At 62.4% G+C, this 17,553-nt stretch carries 18 protein-coding genes and 2 tRNA genes; 7 read left to right on the forward strand and 13 right to left on the reverse strand.

Features of this window, described 5'->3' with window-relative positions; genetic code table 11:
* Positions 1 to 291: 291 nt before the first annotated feature.
* From AC0969_RS10720 to apaG, 3 genes are read right to left on the reverse strand one after another with little or no spacing between them, the layout of a single operon-like run.
* A complete protein-coding gene (locus tag AC0969_RS10720) occupies positions 292 to 714 on the reverse strand; it encodes a CoA-binding protein (RefSeq protein WP_479624134.1) in 423 nt (140 codons plus the stop codon).
* 46 nt (positions 715 to 760) lie between these two features.
* Positions 761 to 1,744, reverse strand: coding sequence for a thiamine-phosphate kinase (gene thiL, locus AC0969_RS10725; protein ID WP_479624135.1), 984 nt, complete (start codon positions 1,742 to 1,744; stop codon positions 761 to 763).
* A 1-nt stretch (position 1,745) separates the two neighbouring features.
* On the reverse strand, positions 1,746 to 2,144 hold the full coding sequence (apaG, locus tag AC0969_RS10730) for a Co2+/Mg2+ efflux protein ApaG (protein WP_479624136.1): 399 nt from the start codon (positions 2,142 to 2,144) through the stop codon (positions 1,746 to 1,748).
* Between the two features lie 49 nt (positions 2,145 to 2,193).
* Here apaG and rpe point away from each other — a divergent pair, with 49 nt between their 5' ends.
* Entirely contained in the window at positions 2,194 to 2,877 is a 684-nt protein-coding gene (gene rpe / locus AC0969_RS10735) for a ribulose-phosphate 3-epimerase (RefSeq protein ID WP_479624137.1), read from the forward strand.
* Between the two features lie 34 nt (positions 2,878 to 2,911).
* On the forward strand, positions 2,912 to 3,178 hold the full coding sequence (locus tag AC0969_RS10740) for a YfhL family 4Fe-4S dicluster ferredoxin (protein WP_479624138.1): 267 nt from the start codon (positions 2,912 to 2,914) through the stop codon (positions 3,176 to 3,178).
* On the opposite strand, the gene pth is transcribed toward AC0969_RS10740, so the two are convergent.
* From pth to AC0969_RS10775, 7 genes are all read right to left on the reverse strand, one after another.
* Positions 3,175 to 3,786, reverse strand: a complete 612-nt coding sequence (gene pth, locus AC0969_RS10745; RefSeq protein WP_479624139.1) for an aminoacyl-tRNA hydrolase — start codon at positions 3,784 to 3,786, stop codon at positions 3,175 to 3,177. The two genes, AC0969_RS10740 and pth, sit on opposite strands and share 4 nt — an antisense overlap.
* Before the next feature lie 61 nt (positions 3,787 to 3,847).
* Positions 3,848 to 4,492 (reverse strand): 50S ribosomal protein L25/general stress protein Ctc, encoded by a 645-nt coding sequence (locus tag AC0969_RS10750; protein ID WP_479624140.1) that lies wholly within the window; start codon positions 4,490 to 4,492, stop codon positions 3,848 to 3,850.
* A gap of 95 nt (positions 4,493 to 4,587) precedes the next feature.
* Entirely contained in the window at positions 4,588 to 5,562 is a 975-nt protein-coding gene (locus tag AC0969_RS10755) for a ribose-phosphate pyrophosphokinase (RefSeq protein WP_479624141.1), read from the reverse strand.
* A gap of 63 nt (positions 5,563 to 5,625) precedes the next feature.
* Positions 5,626 to 5,702 (reverse strand) — tRNA-Gln (locus tag AC0969_RS10760).
* Between the two features lie 32 nt (positions 5,703 to 5,734).
* Positions 5,735 to 6,580: a 4-(cytidine 5'-diphospho)-2-C-methyl-D-erythritol kinase gene (gene ispE, locus AC0969_RS10765; protein WP_479624142.1), complete on the reverse strand. Its 846-nt coding sequence runs from the start codon at positions 6,578 to 6,580 to the stop codon at positions 5,735 to 5,737.
* A gap of 2 nt (positions 6,581 to 6,582) precedes the next feature.
* Positions 6,583 to 7,074: a lipoprotein insertase outer membrane protein LolB gene (locus AC0969_RS10770; RefSeq protein WP_479624143.1), complete on the reverse strand. Its 492-nt coding sequence runs from the start codon at positions 7,072 to 7,074 to the stop codon at positions 6,583 to 6,585.
* A complete protein-coding gene (locus AC0969_RS10775) occupies positions 7,071 to 8,813 on the reverse strand; it encodes a tetratricopeptide repeat protein (RefSeq protein WP_479624144.1) in 1,743 nt (580 codons plus the stop codon). The genes AC0969_RS10770 and AC0969_RS10775 overlap by 4 nt, the downstream gene beginning before the upstream one ends.
* Positions 8,814 to 8,906: 93 nt before the next feature.
* Between AC0969_RS10775 and mutM the strand changes: the two genes are divergently transcribed.
* From mutM to mutY, 3 genes are all read left to right on the forward strand, one after another.
* Entirely contained in the window at positions 8,907 to 9,722 is an 816-nt protein-coding gene (gene mutM, locus AC0969_RS10780) for a bifunctional DNA-formamidopyrimidine glycosylase/DNA-(apurinic or apyrimidinic site) lyase (protein WP_479624145.1), read from the forward strand.
* A gap of 96 nt (positions 9,723 to 9,818) precedes the next feature.
* Positions 9,819 to 11,759: a dynamin family protein gene (locus AC0969_RS10785; RefSeq protein WP_479624146.1), complete on the forward strand. Its 1,941-nt coding sequence runs from the start codon at positions 9,819 to 9,821 to the stop codon at positions 11,757 to 11,759.
* Positions 11,760 to 11,766: 7 nt separating this feature from the next.
* Positions 11,767 to 12,837: an A/G-specific adenine glycosylase gene (gene mutY, locus AC0969_RS10790; RefSeq protein WP_479624147.1), complete on the forward strand. Its 1,071-nt coding sequence runs from the start codon at positions 11,767 to 11,769 to the stop codon at positions 12,835 to 12,837.
* Positions 12,838 to 12,891: 54 nt separating this feature from the next.
* Here mutY and rapZ read toward each other — a convergent pair whose 3' ends face one another.
* The 3 genes from rapZ to AC0969_RS10805 are packed head-to-tail and all read right to left on the reverse strand — an operon-like array spanning position 12,892 to position 16,335.
* On the reverse strand, positions 12,892 to 13,794 hold the full coding sequence (rapZ, locus tag AC0969_RS10795; protein ID WP_479624148.1) for an RNase adapter RapZ: 903 nt from the start codon (positions 13,792 to 13,794) through the stop codon (positions 12,892 to 12,894).
* A complete protein-coding gene (gene recN / locus AC0969_RS10800) occupies positions 13,791 to 15,437 on the reverse strand; it encodes a DNA repair protein RecN (RefSeq protein ID WP_479624149.1) in 1,647 nt (548 codons plus the stop codon). Before recN ends, rapZ begins: the two co-directional genes overlap by 4 nt.
* 4 nt (positions 15,438 to 15,441) lie before the next feature.
* The gene (locus AC0969_RS10805; RefSeq protein WP_479624150.1) at positions 15,442 to 16,335 is read right to left on the reverse strand and encodes an NAD kinase; all 894 of its coding nucleotides are present in this window, start codon (positions 16,333 to 16,335) and stop codon (positions 15,442 to 15,444) included.
* Between the two features lie 28 nt (positions 16,336 to 16,363).
* On the opposite strand from AC0969_RS10805, the gene hrcA reads away from it, so the two are divergent.
* Together hrcA and AC0969_RS10815 are read left to right on the forward strand one after the other, a co-directional pair.
* A complete protein-coding gene (hrcA, locus tag AC0969_RS10810; RefSeq protein ID WP_479624151.1) occupies positions 16,364 to 17,368 on the forward strand; it encodes a heat-inducible transcriptional repressor HrcA in 1,005 nt (334 codons plus the stop codon).
* A gap of 34 nt (positions 17,369 to 17,402) precedes the next feature.
* Positions 17,403 to 17,479 (forward strand) — tRNA-Ile (locus AC0969_RS10815).
* Positions 17,480 to 17,553 lie beyond the last annotated feature (74 nt).

The following is a 17,553-nucleotide window of genomic DNA, read 5'->3' on the forward strand; positions in this document are numbered from 1 at the left end:
TGTCTTGGTAAACCAGATGATGTCACTTCCCAGTGGCTGCGCCTACACCTTCACCCTCAAAAATTCGACTCCCAATCGACAGGAAATTACATCTTTGAGTGGTTGTGCAAGTGGCTCTATTAAATAGCTTATTGTGCATACGACATAAGCGCTAGCGGCCTAAAAAGCATACAACAATCTCATAGGCATCCCTTCCAAAAACAGCGTGGAACTGGCTCCGCCAGGCCGCTGCTGTTGCCCCCTGCAAGGGGGGTGGCGGAAAGCGCTTGCGCTGTAGCCTGGGGGTATGCCTTAGATGACTCCACGGGCTGACAGCACTGCGTGCTCGGTCTTGATGCATTTGTTTTGCACCACCCGCAGCCCGGCGGTCTGGGCTTTGAGGGCGGCTGCCGTGTGCGAGATACCCAGCTGCATCCATACCGCCTTAGCCTTGATGGCGATGGCTTCTTCCACGATGGGCGGAATGTCTTTGCTGCGGCGGAAGCAGTTGACCACTTCGATGGTGTGGTGCCGGGCGGCTTCGGTCAGGTTGGGGTAGGCGGTTTCACCCAAAATTTCGGTGATGTTCGGGTTGATCGGGATGATGCGGTAACCCCGCGCTTGCAGCGTGCGGGCCACATCAAAACTGGGGCGGCCGGTGTCGTCGGACAGGCCCACCACCGCGATGGTGCGCGCGTGCGTCAGGATTTGGCGGATGGCGTCAGATTCACTCATAGTGGGATTGAGTGTACGCAAGCCAGTCCGTTTGCGTGCATTTGTATCAGGCAAAGTGGTCGAACCCGGCGAACGCCTGGGCCACGGGGGCTCCCTCGCCATCGACCAGGCGGACGGCCGCATCCGCCGTGCGGGCTTCGATCTGGCCGATACGTGCCACGGGGGTCTGGGCCTGCGTGGCGGCGGCGGCCACGGCCGTGCGTGCCGAGGGCGGGGCGGTAAATACCAGCTCGTAGTCATCGCCGCCGGACAATGCGTATGCCAGAATGATTTTTGAATCAAATAGGCCTCTGGCGCATATTTTATCTGCGCTAGTAGCTATTAATTTAATAGCAATCGACGTATCCACCACGGCCCCCACCCCCGAGGCCCGCAGGATGTGCCCCAGATCGCCCAGTAGCCCGTCGCTGATATCGGCCGCCGCCGTGGCCACGCCGCGCAGCGCCAGCCCCAGGGCGACACGGGGCGTGGGCCGCTCCAGCCGGGCGCGGGCCTGGGCAAAGGCAGCTTCGGGCAGCGATAGCGTGCCGCGAAACACCTCCAGCGCCAGCCGGGCATCGCCCAGCGTGCCGCTGACATACAGGTCGTCGCCCACCTGCGCGCCCGAGCGCAGCAGCGCCTGGCCGGGCGGCACTTCGCCGAACACGGTGATGCAGATGTTCAACGGGCCCTGGGTGGTGTCGCCGCCCACCAGTTCGCAGCCGTGGGCATCGGCCAGCGCCAGCAAACCCTGCGAGAACGGCTCCAGCCAGGCGGCATCGGCGCGCGGCAGGGCCAGGGCCAGTGTGAAGGCCAGCGGCTGCGCCCCGCAGGCGGCTAGGTCGCTCAGGTTCACCGCCAGCGCCTTGTGGCCCAGCGCGGCGGGAGAGACGGTGCTCAGAAAGTGGCGGCCCTCGACCAGCATGTCGCTGGAGATGGCCAGTTGCATGCCGGGGCGGGGTTGCAGCAGGGCGCAGTCGTCGCCCACGCCCAGCACGGCGCGCGGCGTGGGGCGGGTGAAGTAGCGGCGGATGAGGTCGAATTCGCCCATCTCAATGCAGTGTGTGGCTGGACAAAGGCAGGTTGTTGCCAGTGGCATCCAGCACAAAGGTCGGCACAGTGGCGTCAAAGCGCTCGCCGTCTTCGGCCACGCAAAAATAGCTGCCGCGCATGGCCCCGGTGCCGGTGCGTAGGCGGCAGCCGCTGCTGTACTGGAAGGATTCGCCGGGTTGCAGCAGCGGCTGGTGGCCCACCACGCCCAGTCCCTTTACTTCTTCGATGTGGCCGTTTCCGTCGCTGATGGTCCAGTGGCGGGCAATCAGCTGGGCGGGCACCTCGCCGGTGTTGTGGATGGTGACGGTGTAGGCAAAGCTGAACACGGCTTGCGCGGGGTCGGACTGGTCGGGCAGGTACTGCGGCAGCACCTCGACGGTGAATTGGTATTTGGGCATGGGCGGCATCGTACCGTGCGTGCACATACGGTCTGCGAAAATACGGCCCATGAAAAATTACCGCATTGCCCCCTCGATCCTCGCTGCCGACTTTGCCCGCCTGGGCGAAGAGGTGAAAAATGTCATTGAAGCCGGCGCCGACTGGATCCACTTTGACGTGATGGACAACCACTACGTGCCGAATCTGACCTTCGGCCCGATGGTCTGTAGTGCGCTGCGTCCCTATGCCAAAAAGCCCGATGGCACGCCCGTGCCGATTGACGTGCATTTGATGGTGCAGCCGGTGGATGCGCTGGCGGCCGCGTTTGCCGATGCGGGCGCGTCGTTGATCAGCTTCCACCCCGAAGGCACCGGGCACGTACATCGCAGCGTGCAGGCCATCCAGTCCAAAGGCTGCAAGGCCGGGCTGGTGTTCAACCCCGCCACGCCGCTGGACGTGCTGGACTGGGTGATCGACGACATCGACCTGATTCTGATCATGAGCGTCAACCCCGGTTTTGGCGGCCAGAGCTTTATCGACTCGGCCCTGCGCAAGGTGGAGCAGGCGCGCCGCCGCATCGAGGCGTCGGGCAAGGATATCCGCCTGGAAGTGGACGGCGGCATCAAGACCGACAACATCGCCCGCGTGGCTTCGGCTGGTGCCGATACCTTTGTGGCGGGCAGCGCCATCTTCGGCAACCCTGATTACAAGGCGGTGATCGACGCGATGCGTGTGGCTTTGGCCACTGCGTGACCTACTATTCCTCCATGAACGACGGGAGCGCGCTATGGCATTGATCATCACCGACGAGTGCATCAACTGCGATGTGTGCGAGCCGGAGTGCCCGAACGACGCGATCTACCTGGGTGTACAGATCTACGAGATCGACCCGCACAAATGCACCGAGTGCGTGGGCCATTTCGACGAGCCGCAGTGCGTGCAGGTCTGCCCGGTGTCGTGCATTCCGGTGAACCCGGAGCACGTGGAAGACAACGAAAGTTTGTGGGCCAAGTACCGGCGGCTGCAAGCCGAGATCGTCAAACCCGTGGTTTAAACCGGTTCAGGCGGCCGCACCGGTTTGGGCCGGGGCGGCTTAGTGGTGTGGATGGCCATCGTGGCCTTGTCCATATCACCTGCCAGCAGTGCGGGCGCGGCCAGAATCGCACGGGTCATGCTGTCTTCAATGGCTGTGCGGTGGTCGGCAGACGGTTTTTTCAGCACCCAGTTCAGAACCTCATCGCGCGCGCCCGGATGGCCGATGCCGATGCGCAACCGCCAGTAATCGGGGCTGCCGAGTTGCCCGTGGATATCGCGCAGGCCATTGTGCCCGGCGTGGCTGCCGCCCAGCTTGAGCTTGGCCTGGCCGGGGACGATGTCCAACTCGTCGTGCACCACCAGAATCTCACCCGGCTGGATTTTGAAAAACCGGGCCAGCGCCGCCACCGATTTGCCTGAGGCATTCATGAAGGTTTGGGGTTTGAGCAGCCAGCGCGGCTCGCCGTCCACCACGGTGCGTGCCACCAGGCCGTAGTAGCTTTTTTCAGGTTGCAGGCTGGTTTTGAGCTCGCGCGCCAGTGCGTCGATCCACCAGAAACCGGCGTTGTGGCGGGTAGCTTCGTATTCCGGGCCGGGGTTGCCCAGGCCGACAAACAGTTTGATCATGGTGGTGATTATCCAAAAACAAAAAAGCCCACCGAAGTGGGCCTTTTTGAGCTGAAAAGAATTACTTCTTGGCTGCTGGCTTAGCTGTAGGCTTGGCACCGGCTTTGCCCTTGGCGGGAGCGGCTGCTGGATCAACAGCCACTTCTGCGGCCAGCGCAATCACGGACACCAACGCGGGGTTTTCTTTGCCACGGGTGACAACCGACACGCCCTTGGGCATAACCAGATCTTTGGCGTGCAAAGACGAACCTTTGGTCAGGCCGCTCAGGTCCACCGCAATGAACTCTGGCAGGTCGGCAGGCAGGCAGGAAATTTGCACATCTTTCGCCACGGGGGTGACCATGCAGTTTTCCGTCTTGACGGCGGGGCACAGGTCTTGGCCGCTGAAGTGCAGAGGCACCTTCATGGTTACCGTGGTGCCTGCTTCGACGCGCTGGAAGTCAGCGTGCAGAATCAGTTGGCGGAAGGGGTGCATTTGCACATTGCGCAACAGCACTTTGCTTTCTTTGCCATCCAGTTCCATGTCCAGAATGGTGGAGTGGAAGGTTTCTTTTTTCAGAGCGTGCCACAGAGAGTTGTGGTCGATTTCGATTTGGGTCGCGGGTGTTTCTCCACCGTAGACGATGCCGGGGGTGCGGCCGGTAATGCGGAGACGGCGGCTCGCACCCGTGCCCTGCAGTGCGCGCTCAAAAGCGACGAATTTCATAATTAACTCCTGTGAGAGTGCACCGCGACCAGTGTCACTCCGATTTAAAAAGGCCCGCGCGCAATACGCGCACGGGCCTGCTTTTTTGCTCTGGCCTAGAAAAGGTTTTCCTGGTCCGAGAACAAACTCATGACCGACTCACCGTTGGCAATCCGCTGGATCGTTTCTGCGATCAGGGGGGCTACGGTGAGTTGGCGAATTTTGGGGCATGCCATCGCAGCAGCGCTGAGTGGAATCGTGTTGGTGACCACCACTTCGTCCAGGGCCGAGCCGTTCGCAATGCGTTCGATGGCCGGGCCGGAGAAGATGGGGTGGGTGCAGTAAGCGTAGACTTTTTTGGCGCCGCGCTCTTTCAAGACTTCGGCGGCTTTAACCAGTGTGCCGGCGGTGTCGATCATGTCGTCCATGATGACGCAGTTGCGGCCATCGATTTCACCGATCACGTGCATTACTTCGCTGACATTGGCCCTGGGGCGGCGCTTGTCAATGATGGCCATGTCGCAACCTAGCTGCTTTGCCAGCGCACGGGCACGCACCACGCCACCCACATCGGGCGACACCACGATCAGGTCTTCGTAGTTCTTTTGGCGCAGGTCACCCAGCAAAACAGGTGAGGCGTAAATATTGTCCACCGGGATGTCAAAGAAGCCCTGGATCTGGTCGGCATGCAGATCCATCGTCAATACGCGGTCAACACCCACAGCTTGCAGCATGTTGGCGACGACCTTGGCGGTGATCGGCACGCGGGCCGAACGCGGGCGGCGGTCTTGGCGGGCGTAGCCAAAATAAGGAATCACGGCGCTGATACGTTCGGCAGAAGCACGCTTGAGCGCGTCCACCATGATCAGCAGCTCCATCAGGTTTTCGTTGGTGGGGGCGCAGGTGCTTTGCACCACAAAAACGTCGCGGGCACGGACGTTTTGGTTGATCTCGACGGTGACTTCACCATCTGAGAAGCGGCCGACGCGGGCCGCGCCCAATGAGATGCCAAGGTGCTTGGCAATGTCAGCGGCCATGCCAGGATTGGCATTGCCTGTGAAAATCATGAAATCAGTGTGGTGGGGCTGCATGAGCGTCTTTGCGATGAAGTAACTGTGTGTGCATATTCCGAATATCTGCGTATTCAGAATATTTGGCAGGGGAAGAAGGACTCGAACCTTCGCATGCTGGAATCAAAATCCAGTGCCTTAACCAACTTGGCGACTCCCCTACACGGGTCCGCAGCATGAAGCTGCAAACCGATTAACCATCGCTGGAGGCCCAACCTTTGAGAGGGTGAACGTCCATATTGCTGCATTTTCGAACTTGCCATGTACTCGGTACATTTTGCAAATCTACATCGCTCAGCATTTCAGCAAACACTGCGCTACCTGAGCCAGTCATTCTAGCATTTAAACCTTTGCTTTCAAGCCACTCAAGGACTTGATTTACAGCAGGGCAGAGGTTTTTTGCGACTGGCTGCAAGTCATTAGTACCGAAGTAATAAGGCTGTGCAGCAAAGCCTGCGAGTATAGCACTGGCTGAATCGCGTTTTAGGTCTGGCGATGAAAAAATCAATTTAGTGTCGAGTCCCTCGGGTGGTTTGACCACCACAAAGCGGCTTGGCGGCAGGCTGATCGGGGTGATGTCTTCTCCGATGCCTTCCACCCAGGCGTTGTTGCCACCGAGAAAAAATGGCACGTCGGCACCCAATTGCAGGCCTATTTTTTGCAGTTGCGCCAGCGGCACATTCAATTTCCATAACCGGTTCAGCGCCAGCAGGCAGGATGCGGCATCGGAAGATCCACCGCCCATGCCAGCCTGCGCTGGGATATTTTTCAGTACACCGATGTGTGCACCCAAGGTGGTGCCGGTGGCGGTTTGTAGTGCGCGGGCGGCGCGTAGCACAAGGTCATCGGGTGGCAGTGGCGTGCTGAGGTCTTCACGGCTGAGTTGGCTGTCGCGGCGCAGTTCAAAGTGCAGGGTGTCGCACCAGTCGATCAGCATGAAGACCGATTGCAGCAGGTGGTAGCCGTCAGCCCGGCGACCGGTGATGTGTAAGAAAAGATTTAGTTTGGCCGGGGCGGCTACGTCGTACAGGGCTTGCATGCTTATTGGTCGAGAACTACGCGCAAGGTGGAGATGGGCAGGGGGTGGTTGCGCACTGCCGTCAACCGGCCATCGTCCAGGCGGGACAGGTCCGTTTGCCAGCCCTGCACCGGAGTGTTGTTGCCGTGCAGCCAGTCGAACAGCGCGGCCAGGGGTAGCGGGGTTCCGGTGGCTTGTGCCACCAAGGCCTCCGGCGAATCAAAGGGTCTTACTTCGCCGTTGGTGTACAGGGTTGCCGATCCGGGCTGCCACAGCATGCGCGCAACCGTGCCGCCGAGTGGGTTGAAGAGTATGAGTTCACCGGCTTCTGCTGAGCCCTTGAGCTCAAAGCCGGCCGAAAAAGATTGCGCAGCCGAGCCCTCTATCTGCAAGGCCAGGCGGCCACTCCAGAACGGAGAAGGGTCTGCGGTTTGGCGGCTGCTGCGCACATGCGCGCACCCGGTTAGTAGCACGGCGCATGCCATGAGGGCCCACCGGCGGGCGATGGTGGTCACAGCTTGACTTGCAGGCGTTTGAGTGTGGCCAGCAGGGTTTCGTTGTCGCGGTTGATTTGCAGGCCTTCTTTCCAGATGCTGGTGGCGCGGTCGCGTTGGCCCAGGGTCCAGAGCACCTCACCCAGGTGAGCTGCGATTTCGGCATCGGGCTTTGCTTTATAGGCCCCATCGAGCACGCGCAGGGCTTCGTCGTTGTTGCCCATGCGGAACTCGACCCAGCCCAGGCTGTCGGCGATGAACGGGTCATTGGGTACAAATTCCAGGGCCTTGCGGATCAGCTCGCGGGCTTCGGGCAGGCGCAGATTGCGTTCGGCCAACGAGTAGCCCAGGGCGTTGTAGGCGTGGTGGTAGTCGGGTTGGGTGGCGATCAATTGGCGCAGCAGGCGCTCCATCTCGTCCATCTTGTCGAGCTTTTCGGCCAGCATGGCCTGGTCGTACAGCAGGTCTGCATCGCCGGGCTGCTGGGCGACAGCGGTGGCCATCAGCTCGTAGGCGGTTTGGTATTGCTTGTTGTCGCGCAGTAACTGCACTTCGGCGGATAGTTTTTGGCGGTTTTCTGCCGGGGTGCGGTCGGGCAGTGCTTGCAGCAGTGCGCGGCCCTCGGCCAGCTTGCCTTGTCTGGCAAGCAATGATGCGCGGCGGCTTTGTACGGCCAGCAGTTCTTCTGCGTTGTCGATTTTTTGTAGCCACGCAGCAGCCGCCACGTAATCTTGGCGGTTTTCGGCAACCTGCGACAGGGCCATGTATGCCGCCGACAAACCTCGGGTGCGGCCTTCACTGGGGGGGAGGGGGGCGGCCAGCGCGGTGAATTGTTTAAGGGACACCTCTGCCGCGTCAAGTTGCTTTTCTTGTGCTTGCAGGCTGCCTTGCACCAGCCAGGCATCGGGGAAGTCGGGGTGGTTGCGGGTCAACAGGGTGAGCTGCTGCGTTGCTTCGGCATAACGCTGGGCATCCAGAAGTACGCGGACATAGGCCATGCGCAACTCGGGCAAGGGCTGGCCTGCCAAATAGTGCAGCACCAGTGGTTCGGCCAGAGGTGCTTTGGGGCCCATCATTTCCAGCGCCAGTTGCACCGGGCCGGGGGCGCTGATGGACAAGGCCTGGGCGCTGCGGGCGGCCTCCAGTGCGGCAGAGGTGTCTCCTGCTGCCAAGCGCATGCGGCCCACGGTGGTCCAGGCGGAGGGGCCGATGGCGGGGTCGGCCAGGTAGCCTGACAGCACCTGTTCGATCACCGTTGCAGCCTGTTTTTTGTCGGAAATCTGCGCGTAGGTGGGTGGAATGGCCGTGATGGCTGCGGCGCGGTCGGATGCTGCGGCCAGCGTTAGCTCGATTTTGAGCGGTTCGGCGGTGTCTGCGACGCGGTTCAGGGCCAGCAAAATTTGGAGCACGTAGCGGTTGGCATCTCGCGATGCGGGTTCGGCCTTGCTCCAGATCCGGGCGGCTTGCAATGCATCGCCACCGGCACGGGCCTGCAAGGCGATTTCAACTGCGCGGCGGTACAGGCTGGGATCGTTTCCGGCTTTGCGGGCCCCTTCCAGGTACAGCTGGTAGGCAATGCCGGGTTCGCCGCCCACGGTGTTGAGCTCGCCCAGCAACACAATATAGAAAAGCTCGCCATTCATGGCGGACTGGGCTGGCGCAGCCTCCTGGGGGGGCGTTTGTGCCAATGCATGCAGGCCGCCTGTGGCCAAGGCCAAAGTTGCCAAACCGTGGGTAGCCAGTCTTAGATATCGCTTCATCGGCTCATAATAATCTAAGCCTATTCACATGCCGTGTTCGGGGGGTAAAGCTCCCTGGCCGGTGCCGATTTCCCTCTTCATAAACTGCTTGCCATGCCCGAGTTGCCCGAGGTTGAAGTCACCCGTTTGAGTTTTGCCGACCGCATCCAGGGTGCGCGGATCCACAGCGTGCGCATGGGCAAGCCGCTGCGCTGGCCGCTGGGGTGCGACCCGGCGCAACTGGCGGGCCGTACCGTGCTACAGGTGCGCCGCCGGGGCAAGTATTTGCTGCTGGACCTGGATGCGGGCCTGCTGCTGCTGCATCTGGGCATGTCGGGTAGCCTGCATTTCGCCCACCACCCGCTTGCGCCGGGTGTGCATGACCATTGCGATGTGGTCACCCATCTGGGCACCTTGCGTCTGCATGACCCGCGCCGGTTTGGGGCGGTGGTATATGCCGACAGCCAGGACGCGCCCGAGGCCGTCAAGCTGTTGGGCCATTTGGGCATGGAGCCGCTGGACGACGGTTTTTCTTTACCGGCTTTTTACGCGGGACTACATGTGCGTAAAACCGCCATCAAGCAGGTGCTGCTGGCGGGCGAGGTGGTAGTGGGCGTGGGCAATATCTATGCGTCCGAGGCGCTGTTCATGGCCGGTATCCGCCCTACGCTGCGGGCCAATAGCATCAGCAAGCCACGCGCCGCCAAACTGCACGCCGCAGTGCGCAGCGTGCTGGCCCGGGCGGTATTGAAGGGGGGTAGCACGCTGCGAGATTTTTCCAATGCGTATGGCGAGAGCGGCTACTTTCAGTTGGAAGCGATGGTCTACGATCGCCAGGGTTTGCCGTGCCGGGTCTGTGGTACATCCATCCAGCAGATCCGCCAAGGCCAACGATCGACTTATTTTTGCCCGGTCTGTCAAAAGCGGTAGTCCTGCTATATTGATCCAGACTTACGCAAGCTCTTCTGTGCGCCCAGTCCGATTGATTTCTTTGAGTTTTTTCTAATTTCCAATTCCTATCCTCCTGTGGCGACATCTTTCAACGAACAACTAGGCCAGCATGGCGCATGGCGGCGTGAGCTGGCGCTGCGTCTGAAGCTGCTGTCCGCATGGATGAAAGAGCATGCGCTGATGGATGCAGGGGTCGAGGCCCGGCTGCGGCGCCTGGAAGACCAGATGCGCAGCGACAAGGTGATGGTCGCCTTTGTGGCCGAGTTCTCGCGCGGCAAGTCAGAGCTGATTAATGCGGTGTTTTTTGCCGGGTATGGTCGGCGCATCATGCCCGCTAGCGCAGGCCGCACCACCATGTGCCCGACCGAACTGGGCTATGACGCGGATGTGTCGCCCAGCTTGCGGCTGTTGCCCATTGAATCGCGCCTGCACCCCCAGTCGTTGGTCGAGTGGCGGCAGGCCCCGGAGCAATGGACCCATATCGACCTGGACGTCAATGACGCGAACCAGCTGGCCCAGACGCTGGAGAAGGTGACTGAAGTCCGCCGCGTCACCCAGGACGAAGCCCGTGCCCTGGGTTTTTGGCACGACCAAGAGCCCGACGACAACCCGCCGATGGATGCCGATGGCCAGGTCGAAGTGCCCCGCTGGCGGCATGCGCTGGTCAATATGGCCCACCCGCTGCTGGTGCAGGGGCTGGTGATTCTGGATACCCCGGGGCTCAACGCCATCGGTGCCGAGCCGGAACTGACCGTTAACCTCATCCCCCAGGCCCATGCCGTGGTGTTTATCCTGGGCGCGGATACCGGGGTTACCAAGTCCGATCTCACCGTGTGGCGCGACCACCTGCGCCCGGATGCCGAGAGCATGGAAGCGCGGCTGGTGGTGCTCAACAAGGTCGATACCCTGTGGGATGCCCTGAGCACGCCCGAGCAGGTGCAGGCGCAAGTGGACCGCCAGTGCATGGCCTCGGCGGCGCTGCTGGGCGTGCCTGCGGCGCGGGTGTTGGCGGTATCGGCGCAAAAAGGCCTGGTGGCCAAGATCACCAATGACGCGCAGCTGCTGCAAGCCAGTGGCCTGCCCGGTCTGGAGGTGGCCTTGGGCCAGGGCATTCTGGGCCAGCGGCAAGAGATTCTGCGGGGCGCTGTGTCGCGCGGCATTACCGATCTGCGGATGGAGACGGGCCGTGTGCTGCATGTGCGCCGCCGCGACCTGGCCGAGCAAAAAATGGAGCTGCAAAGCCTGGGCGGCAAAAATTTGACCGTGGTGAAAGCCATGCGCCAGCGCATTGAGCAGGAAAAGCGCGAGTTCGACATGGGCAACGCCAAGATCCATGCCGTGCGCGCCATCCAGCACAAGCTGCTGGGCGAGGTCTACGTCTTGCTAGGTGGCCGCACCCTGAAATCCGAAATGGCCTTGCTGGGCGAGGCCTTGCGCCAACCCGGCTGGAAGCGTGGCGTGAAAGGCGTGTACTCCGACACCTTTGCCCGGCTGTACGCCAACTTGGCCAAGGCGCAGACCTTTGGCGAGGAAATCCACAGCATGCTGGCGGCCACCTTTGGCCAGCTGAATGCCGAGTTCGGTTTCTCGCTGCTGCTGGCGGGCGTGCCCGATCTACAGCGTTACCAGGCCGAACTGGCCGAGATCGAAGCCAGCCACGTGCAGTACCTGAGCCTGCGCAATGTCCTGAAACTGGCCCAGCCCGAATTTGCCGAGCGGCTGGTGCGGGCACTGCGCTCGCGGCTGCGGGGCGTCACCCAGTCGGCCTTTGACGATGTGGAACTGTGGAGCAAATCTGCGGCCGCCCAGCTCGAAGACCAGCTCAAAGAACGGCGCAAAAGCTTTACCCGGCGCATCGAAGGCATCGACCGCATGCAGACTGCCGCCGGGGGGCTAGACGTGCAGGTGGCCGAGATCGAAGGGCAAGAGGCGGTGCTGGGCCAGTTTGAAACCCGCCTGCAACTGCTGACCTCGTATTTTTTGACCACCGCCGGCCCCCGGCCCACTTCGGAATAATTTCGGCATGACGGCAGTTTTAGAGGCGGCATATGCGGCCCCCCAGGCGGTGGCCACCGCTTTTGCATCCCAGGTGATTGCCTGGCAAAAGACCCACGGCCGCAACAGCCTGCCTTGGCAAAACACCCACGACCCGTACCGCGTCTGGCTGTCTGAAATCATGCTGCAACAAACCCAGGTCAGCTCGGTGCTGGTGTACTTCCCGCGCTTTCTGGCCCGCTTCCCCGATGTCAAAAGTCTGGCCGCCGCCAGCCTGGACGACGTGCTGGCCCTGTGGAGTGGCCTGGGCTACTACAGCCGTGCCCGCAACCTGTACCGCTGCGCCCAGCAGGTGATGGAGGTGCACGGCGGGCGGTTTCCCCCTACCGCCGAGCTGCTGCAAACCCTGCCGGGCATCGGCCGGTCCACCGCCGCCGCCATCGCCTCGTTTTGCTATGGCGAACGCGCCGCGATTCTGGATGCCAACGTCAAGCGCGTGCTGACCCGGGTGCTGGGTTTCGGGGCCGATCTGGCCGTGGCCGCCAACGAGCGCGCGCTATGGGACCAGGCCACCGCCTTGCTGCCCGCCCAAGCCGGGCTGGACACCATGCCGCGTTACACCCAGGGCCTGATGGACTTGGGGGCTACCGTCTGCGCGCCGCGCCAGCCGACCTGCCTGCTGTGCCCGGTGCAGCCGGTGTGCACCGCCCAGCGCCAGGGTGCGCCCGAAAAGTACCCGCTCAAAACCCGCAAGCTCAAGCGCAGCACCGAGTCCTGGTGGCTGCTGTGGGCGCAAGACACTGCTGGCCGCGTGTGGTTGCAACGGCGGCCCGATGCCGGTGTGTGGGCAGGGCTGTACTGCCTGCCGGTGTTCGACAGCCGCGAGGCCTTGGCTGCATCGCTAGGGGCGGCTGTGCTGGACGACTTGCCCGTGTTTTTGCACGTGCTGACGCACAAGGATTTGTACCTGCACCCTGTACAGACCCAGTGGCCGCAGGATGCCCGGCCCGGCCCGCACGGCGACTGGGTCGAGGCCCTGCGCTGGCCGGAGATGGGTTTGCCCGCACCCATCCGCAAACTCTTGAGTGCTATTGAATAGATAGCTGCTTGCGCAGGTACTATATGCGCTAGATGCCTAAAAAGCTTTAGACGATTAAAAGACGGTGGAGCCGCCGGACAGCAGCGGCACATCGCCCCGGCCATCCAGCTCGCGGTGCCGCTTCAGTGTGACCCAGCGCTTGCTGAACGCCGCTGCCAGTTGCTCCACCAAGTACACCGAGCGGTGCTGCCCGCCGGTGCAGCCAATGCCCACGGTGACGTAGCTGCGGTGGTCGCGCGCCAGGGGGCCGAGCCAGTGGCTTAAAAACGTCTCGATATGGGTAAACATCTGCGCTACATCCGAGCTTTGGCGCAAAAACGCGGCCACCGGGTCGTCGCGTCCGGTCAGCGGGCGTAGATCGGCCTCGTAGTGCGGGTTGGGCAGCATGCGCACGTCGAACACAAAGTCGGCATCCACCGGAATGCCGCGCTTGAAGGCGAAGGACTCGAACACCAGCGTCAGCTGCGCCTCGGGCGCGGCGATCAGCGACTTGATGTAGCCCTGCAACTGCGAGGCACGGATGAAGCTGGTGTCGATCACATGGGCCTCTTCGCGCAGATCGGCCAGCAGCTCGCGCTCCAGCTCGATGGCCTCGACCAGTGCATGCTGCTGGTCGGTGCGCTCGGAGCGTGACAGTGGGTGCTTGCGACGCGTCTCGGAGTAGCGGCGCACCAGGGTGTCGGTGGCCGAATCCAGAAACAGCGATTTGGTGTGCACCCCCTGCTTGCGCAGCGTTTCCAGGTGCTGCGGCACCAAGGGTAGGGCGGTGGCGCTACGCACGTCCATCGCGATGGCCACTTTCTGCGCACCCTGGGTTTGCTCCAGTTTCACAAAGCTCAGCAGCAGCTCGGGCGGCAGGTTGTCCACGCAGTAGTAGCCCGCGTCTTCCAGCGCGTGCAAGGCCACCGACTTGCCGGAGCCGGACATGCCGGTGATCAAAACAATTTCAAGTTTCATAGCGCGATCCCTAGCATTTCTTTGGCGTGGGCCAGCGTGGTGTTGGATAGTTTTTCGCCCCCCAGCATGCGCGCTACCTCGGCCACGCGCTGTTCACCCAGTACCAAGGCCACGCTGCTGACGGTGCTTTTGCCGTCGCGCTGCTTGGCCACCACCAGGTGGTGGTCGGCGCAGGCGGCGACTTGTGGCAGGTGGGTCACGGCCAGCACTTGGCGGTCGCGGCCCAGTTGCTTCATCAGGCGGCCCACGGTTTCGGCCACGGCCCCGCCGACGCCGGAATCCACCTCGTCAAAGATCAGGGTCTGTGCTGTGCCCAGCTCGCTGGTGGTGACGGCAATCGCCAAAGCGATGCGCGACAGTTCGCCGCCAGAGGCCACTTTGCCCACCGGGCGCGGTGTGCTGCCCGCATGCCCGGCGACCAGAAACTGCACTTCTTCCAGCCCGCTGGCGCTGGGCTCGGTGGTTTGCAACGCCACCTGGAACTGGCCGCCCTGCATCCCTAAGCCCTGCATGGCCAGGGTGATGGCTTTGGCCAATTTGGGGGCGGCCTGCGTGCGGGCTTTGCTGAGCGCGGAGGCCTCGGCGCGGTAGGCGGCTTGGGCTTTGCGTTCGGCGGCCTCCAGGGCGCGTGCGTCGGCGGCAGCGTCCAGCCGGGCCAGCTCGGTTTTCCAGGTTGCCAGCAGACCGGGCAGCTCAGCAGGCGTGCGCTTGTAGCGGCGGGCCAGCGACACCCATTGGGACAGGCGTTCGTCCAGTGCATCCAGCCGGGTGGGGTCGAGTTCGGTTTTACGCAGGGTGGCGTGCAGCGAATGGGCGGCATCTTCGGCCTGCGCCAAACTGGATGCCAAAACCTCTGCTAGCGCAGCGTACTCGGGCGCAATGTGCTCTTGATTGTGTAGCGCAGTGTGGGCGCGGGACAGGCCGCTGAGCGCGCCAGATTCTTCGCCCTCTAGCGCGTCGATGGCGGTTTGCACGGCATCCAGCAGGGTTTGGGCGTGGGACAGGCGGGTGTGCTCGGCGTTCAGCCCGGTCCACTCGTCGGCGCCGGGGTTGAGCTTGCCCACCTCGCCAATCTGCCAGGCCAGCCGCTCCTGCTCTTGTTGCAGCGAATCGCGTGCGGCCTGGGCATCGGCCAGGGCTTTCTGGGTGCTGCGCCACTGGGTCCACAGCCCTTCCAGCGTGCGGGTGCTGCTGCCGGCGTAGGCATCCAGCAGGCGGCGCACGGTGTCGGGGCGGGTCAGGCTTTGCCAGGCGTGCTGGCCGTGGATGTCGAGCAGCTGGTCGCCGATCTCGCGCAACTGGGTGGCGGTGGCCGGGCTGCCGTTGATCCAGGAGCGGCTTTTTCCCTGCGCGTCTACCGTGCGGCGCAGCAGCAGGTTGTCGGCTTGGTCGAACCCGGCCTGCTCCAGCCAGGCGCTGGTGGCGGGGGGGCTGTCGAATTCGGCGCTGATGTCGGCCCGGGCCGCGCCTTCGCGCACGGTGCCCGCATCGGCACGGCTGCCCAGGGCCAGTTGCAGTGCGTCGATCAGGATGGATTTGCCCGCACCGGTTTCGCCGGTGAGCACGCTGAAGCCGCTGTGCAGGTCTAGCTCCAGTTCGCGCACGATCACGAAGTCGCGCAGGGTGATACGTTTCAGCGCCATAACTTTAGGTTCCTTCGTTCCAGTGGAGTTTGCGGCGCAGGGTGTCGAAGTAGCTCCAGCCCTGGGGGTGCAGAAAGCGTGCCCGGTGTTCGGAGCGGCGCACGATGATGCGGTCGCCGTGCTGTAGCGAGGCCAAGGACTGCATGTCGAAATTCGCACTGGCATCGCGACCTGCTACTAATTCAATAGCTACTTCCGCAGCATCCGCCAGCACGATCGGCCTATTTGTTAATGTATGTGGGGCAATCGGCACCATCACCCAGCCGGGGATGGACGGGTGCATCAGCGGTCCACCCGCCGACAGAGCGTAGGCGGTGGAGCCGGTGGGTGTGGCGATGATCAGGCCGTCCGCCCGCTGGTTGGCCACCAGGCGGCCATCCACTTCCACGCGCAGCTCCAGCATGCCCGAGGTGGCCCCCCGGTTAACCACCACATCGTTCAGCGCCAGCGCGTCAAACACGCAGACACCGGCGCGCATCACGCGGGCGTGCATCAGGCTGCGGTGGTCTTCCTCGAACTTGCCGTGCAGCATAGGCAGCAAGGTGGCGGCGTAGGACTCGATCGGAATGTCGGTAATAAACCCCAGTCGCCCCTGGTTGATGCCCATCAGCGCCACCCCGTAGCAGGCCAGTTGGCGGCCAATCCCGAGCATGGTGCCGTCGCCACCGACCACCAGCCCCAGGTCGCACTGGCGGCCAATCGTGGCGATATCCAGCGCGGGGTAGCCGGTCAGGCCGGTGTTGGCGACGGTTTCCGCATCTACCACCACCTCGCAGCCCTGGCTGGTTAAAAACTGGGCAATCTCTTCCAGTATCTGGCGCGACGATGCGTTGGCTGCGTAAGTGCCCGGTGCGGCGTATTTGCCGAAGAGCGCTACGTGGCGGAATTGTGATTTCATGCACAAATTACATCACTAAAATATGGCTATGCTAGATGACCGCGCCAAGTTGTTAATGAAAGCGCTGGTCGAGCGCTATATCGCCGATGGCCAGCCCATTGGCTCGCGCACGCTCTCCAAAGCCTCGGGCCTGGACCTGTCGCCCGCCACCATCCGCAACGTGATGTCCGACCTGGAAGAGCTGGGTCTGATCGTCAGCCCGCACACCTCTGCCGGGCGTATTCCCACGGCACGCGGCTACCGGCTGTTTGTGGACACCATGCTTACCGTGCAGACCGGCCCGCTGGCCCCGCCCAAGCTGGTGGCCGAGCAACCGCAGAAAGTCATCGTCAACGCCGCCAACCTGCTGTCCAGCCTGTCGCAGTTTGTCGGCGTGGTGATGGCCCCCCGGCGCACCTCGGTGTTTCGCCACATTGAATTTTTGCGCCTGTCGGACAAGCGCTTCCTGGTCATCATCGTCTCGCCCGAAGGCGATGTGCAAAACCGCGTCATCTTCACCGAGGTGGACTACACCTCCTCGCAACTGGTCGAAGCCGCCAATTACCTGAACGGCCACTACGCAGGCCTGTCTATCGAGCAGGTGCGCGAACGCCTCAAAAACGAGGTCGAAACCCTGCGCGGCGAGATCGCCAGCCTGATGCAGGCCGCCGTCAATGCCAGTTCCGAAGCCCTGACCCGCGAGCAAGGCGATGTGGTGATCTCGGGCGAGCGCAATCTGCTGTCGGTGAGCGATTTTTCGGGCGACATGGGCCATCTGCGCCGCGCTTTCGATCTGTTCGAGCAAAAAACCCAGATCATGCGGCTGCTGGATATCTCCAGCCAAGCCGAGGGCGTGCGCATCTATATCGGCGGCGAAAGCCAGGTCGTGCCGTTTGAAGAACTCTCCATCGTCAGCGCCCCCTACGAGGTGGACGGCCAAGTCGTCGGCACCCTGGGCGTGATCGGCCCCACCCGCATGGCCTACGACCGCATGATCCAGATCGTGGACATCACCTCCAAGCTGGTCAGTAACGCGCTGAGCCACCAAAAGTAACCTGATTCGGGCACAGTAGAATGCCGGGTTGTGTGGGGCGTTAGCTCAGTTGGTTAGAGCAGAGGACTCATAATCCTTTGGTCGAGTGTTCAAGTCACTCACGCCCTACCATTTCAATGCATGCGCCCCAGAGTTCACATGGACTCTGGGGCGTTTTCGTTTTTGCCTTCATTTCGGAGGCATGA

It is taken from the genome of Rhodoferax sp. LB1P47 (assembly GCF_056521445.1).

Coding starts and splice junctions, on each gene's coding strand:
- AC0969_RS10775 (WP_479624144.1), bottom strand. CDS start 8,813: ATGAAGCGATATCTAAGACTGGCTACCCACGGTTTGGCAACTTTGGCC.
- mutY (WP_479624147.1), top strand. CDS start 11,767: ATGACGGCAGTTTTAGAGGCGGCATATGCGGCCCCCCAGGCGGTGGCC.
- recN (WP_479624149.1), bottom strand. CDS start 15,437: ATGGCGCTGAAACGTATCACCCTGCGCGACTTCGTGATCGTGCGCGAA.
- AC0969_RS10755 (WP_479624141.1), bottom strand. CDS start 5,562: ATGCAGCCCCACCACACTGATTTCATGATTTTCACAGGCAATGCCAAT.
- AC0969_RS10740 (WP_479624138.1), top strand. CDS start 2,912: ATGGCATTGATCATCACCGACGAGTGCATCAACTGCGATGTGTGCGAG.
- AC0969_RS10720 (WP_479624134.1), bottom strand. CDS start 714: ATGAGTGAATCTGACGCCATCCGCCAAATCCTGACGCACGCGCGCACC.
- thiL (WP_479624135.1), bottom strand. CDS start 1,744: ATGGGCGAATTCGACCTCATCCGCCGCTACTTCACCCGCCCCACGCCG.
- pth (WP_479624139.1), bottom strand. CDS start 3,786: ATGATCAAACTGTTTGTCGGCCTGGGCAACCCCGGCCCGGAATACGAA.
- mutM (WP_479624145.1), top strand. CDS start 8,907: ATGCCCGAGTTGCCCGAGGTTGAAGTCACCCGTTTGAGTTTTGCCGAC.
- ispE (WP_479624142.1), bottom strand. CDS start 6,580: ATGCAAGCCCTGTACGACGTAGCCGCCCCGGCCAAACTAAATCTTTTC.
- AC0969_RS10805 (WP_479624150.1), bottom strand. CDS start 16,335: ATGAAATCACAATTCCGCCACGTAGCGCTCTTCGGCAAATACGCCGCA.
- rapZ (WP_479624148.1), bottom strand. CDS start 13,794: ATGAAACTTGAAATTGTTTTGATCACCGGCATGTCCGGCTCCGGCAAG.
- apaG (WP_479624136.1), bottom strand. CDS start 2,144: ATGCCCAAATACCAATTCACCGTCGAGGTGCTGCCGCAGTACCTGCCC.
- rpe (WP_479624137.1), top strand. CDS start 2,194: ATGAAAAATTACCGCATTGCCCCCTCGATCCTCGCTGCCGACTTTGCC.
- AC0969_RS10750 (WP_479624140.1), bottom strand. CDS start 4,492: ATGAAATTCGTCGCTTTTGAGCGCGCACTGCAGGGCACGGGTGCGAGC.
- hrcA (WP_479624151.1), top strand. CDS start 16,364: ATGCTAGATGACCGCGCCAAGTTGTTAATGAAAGCGCTGGTCGAGCGC.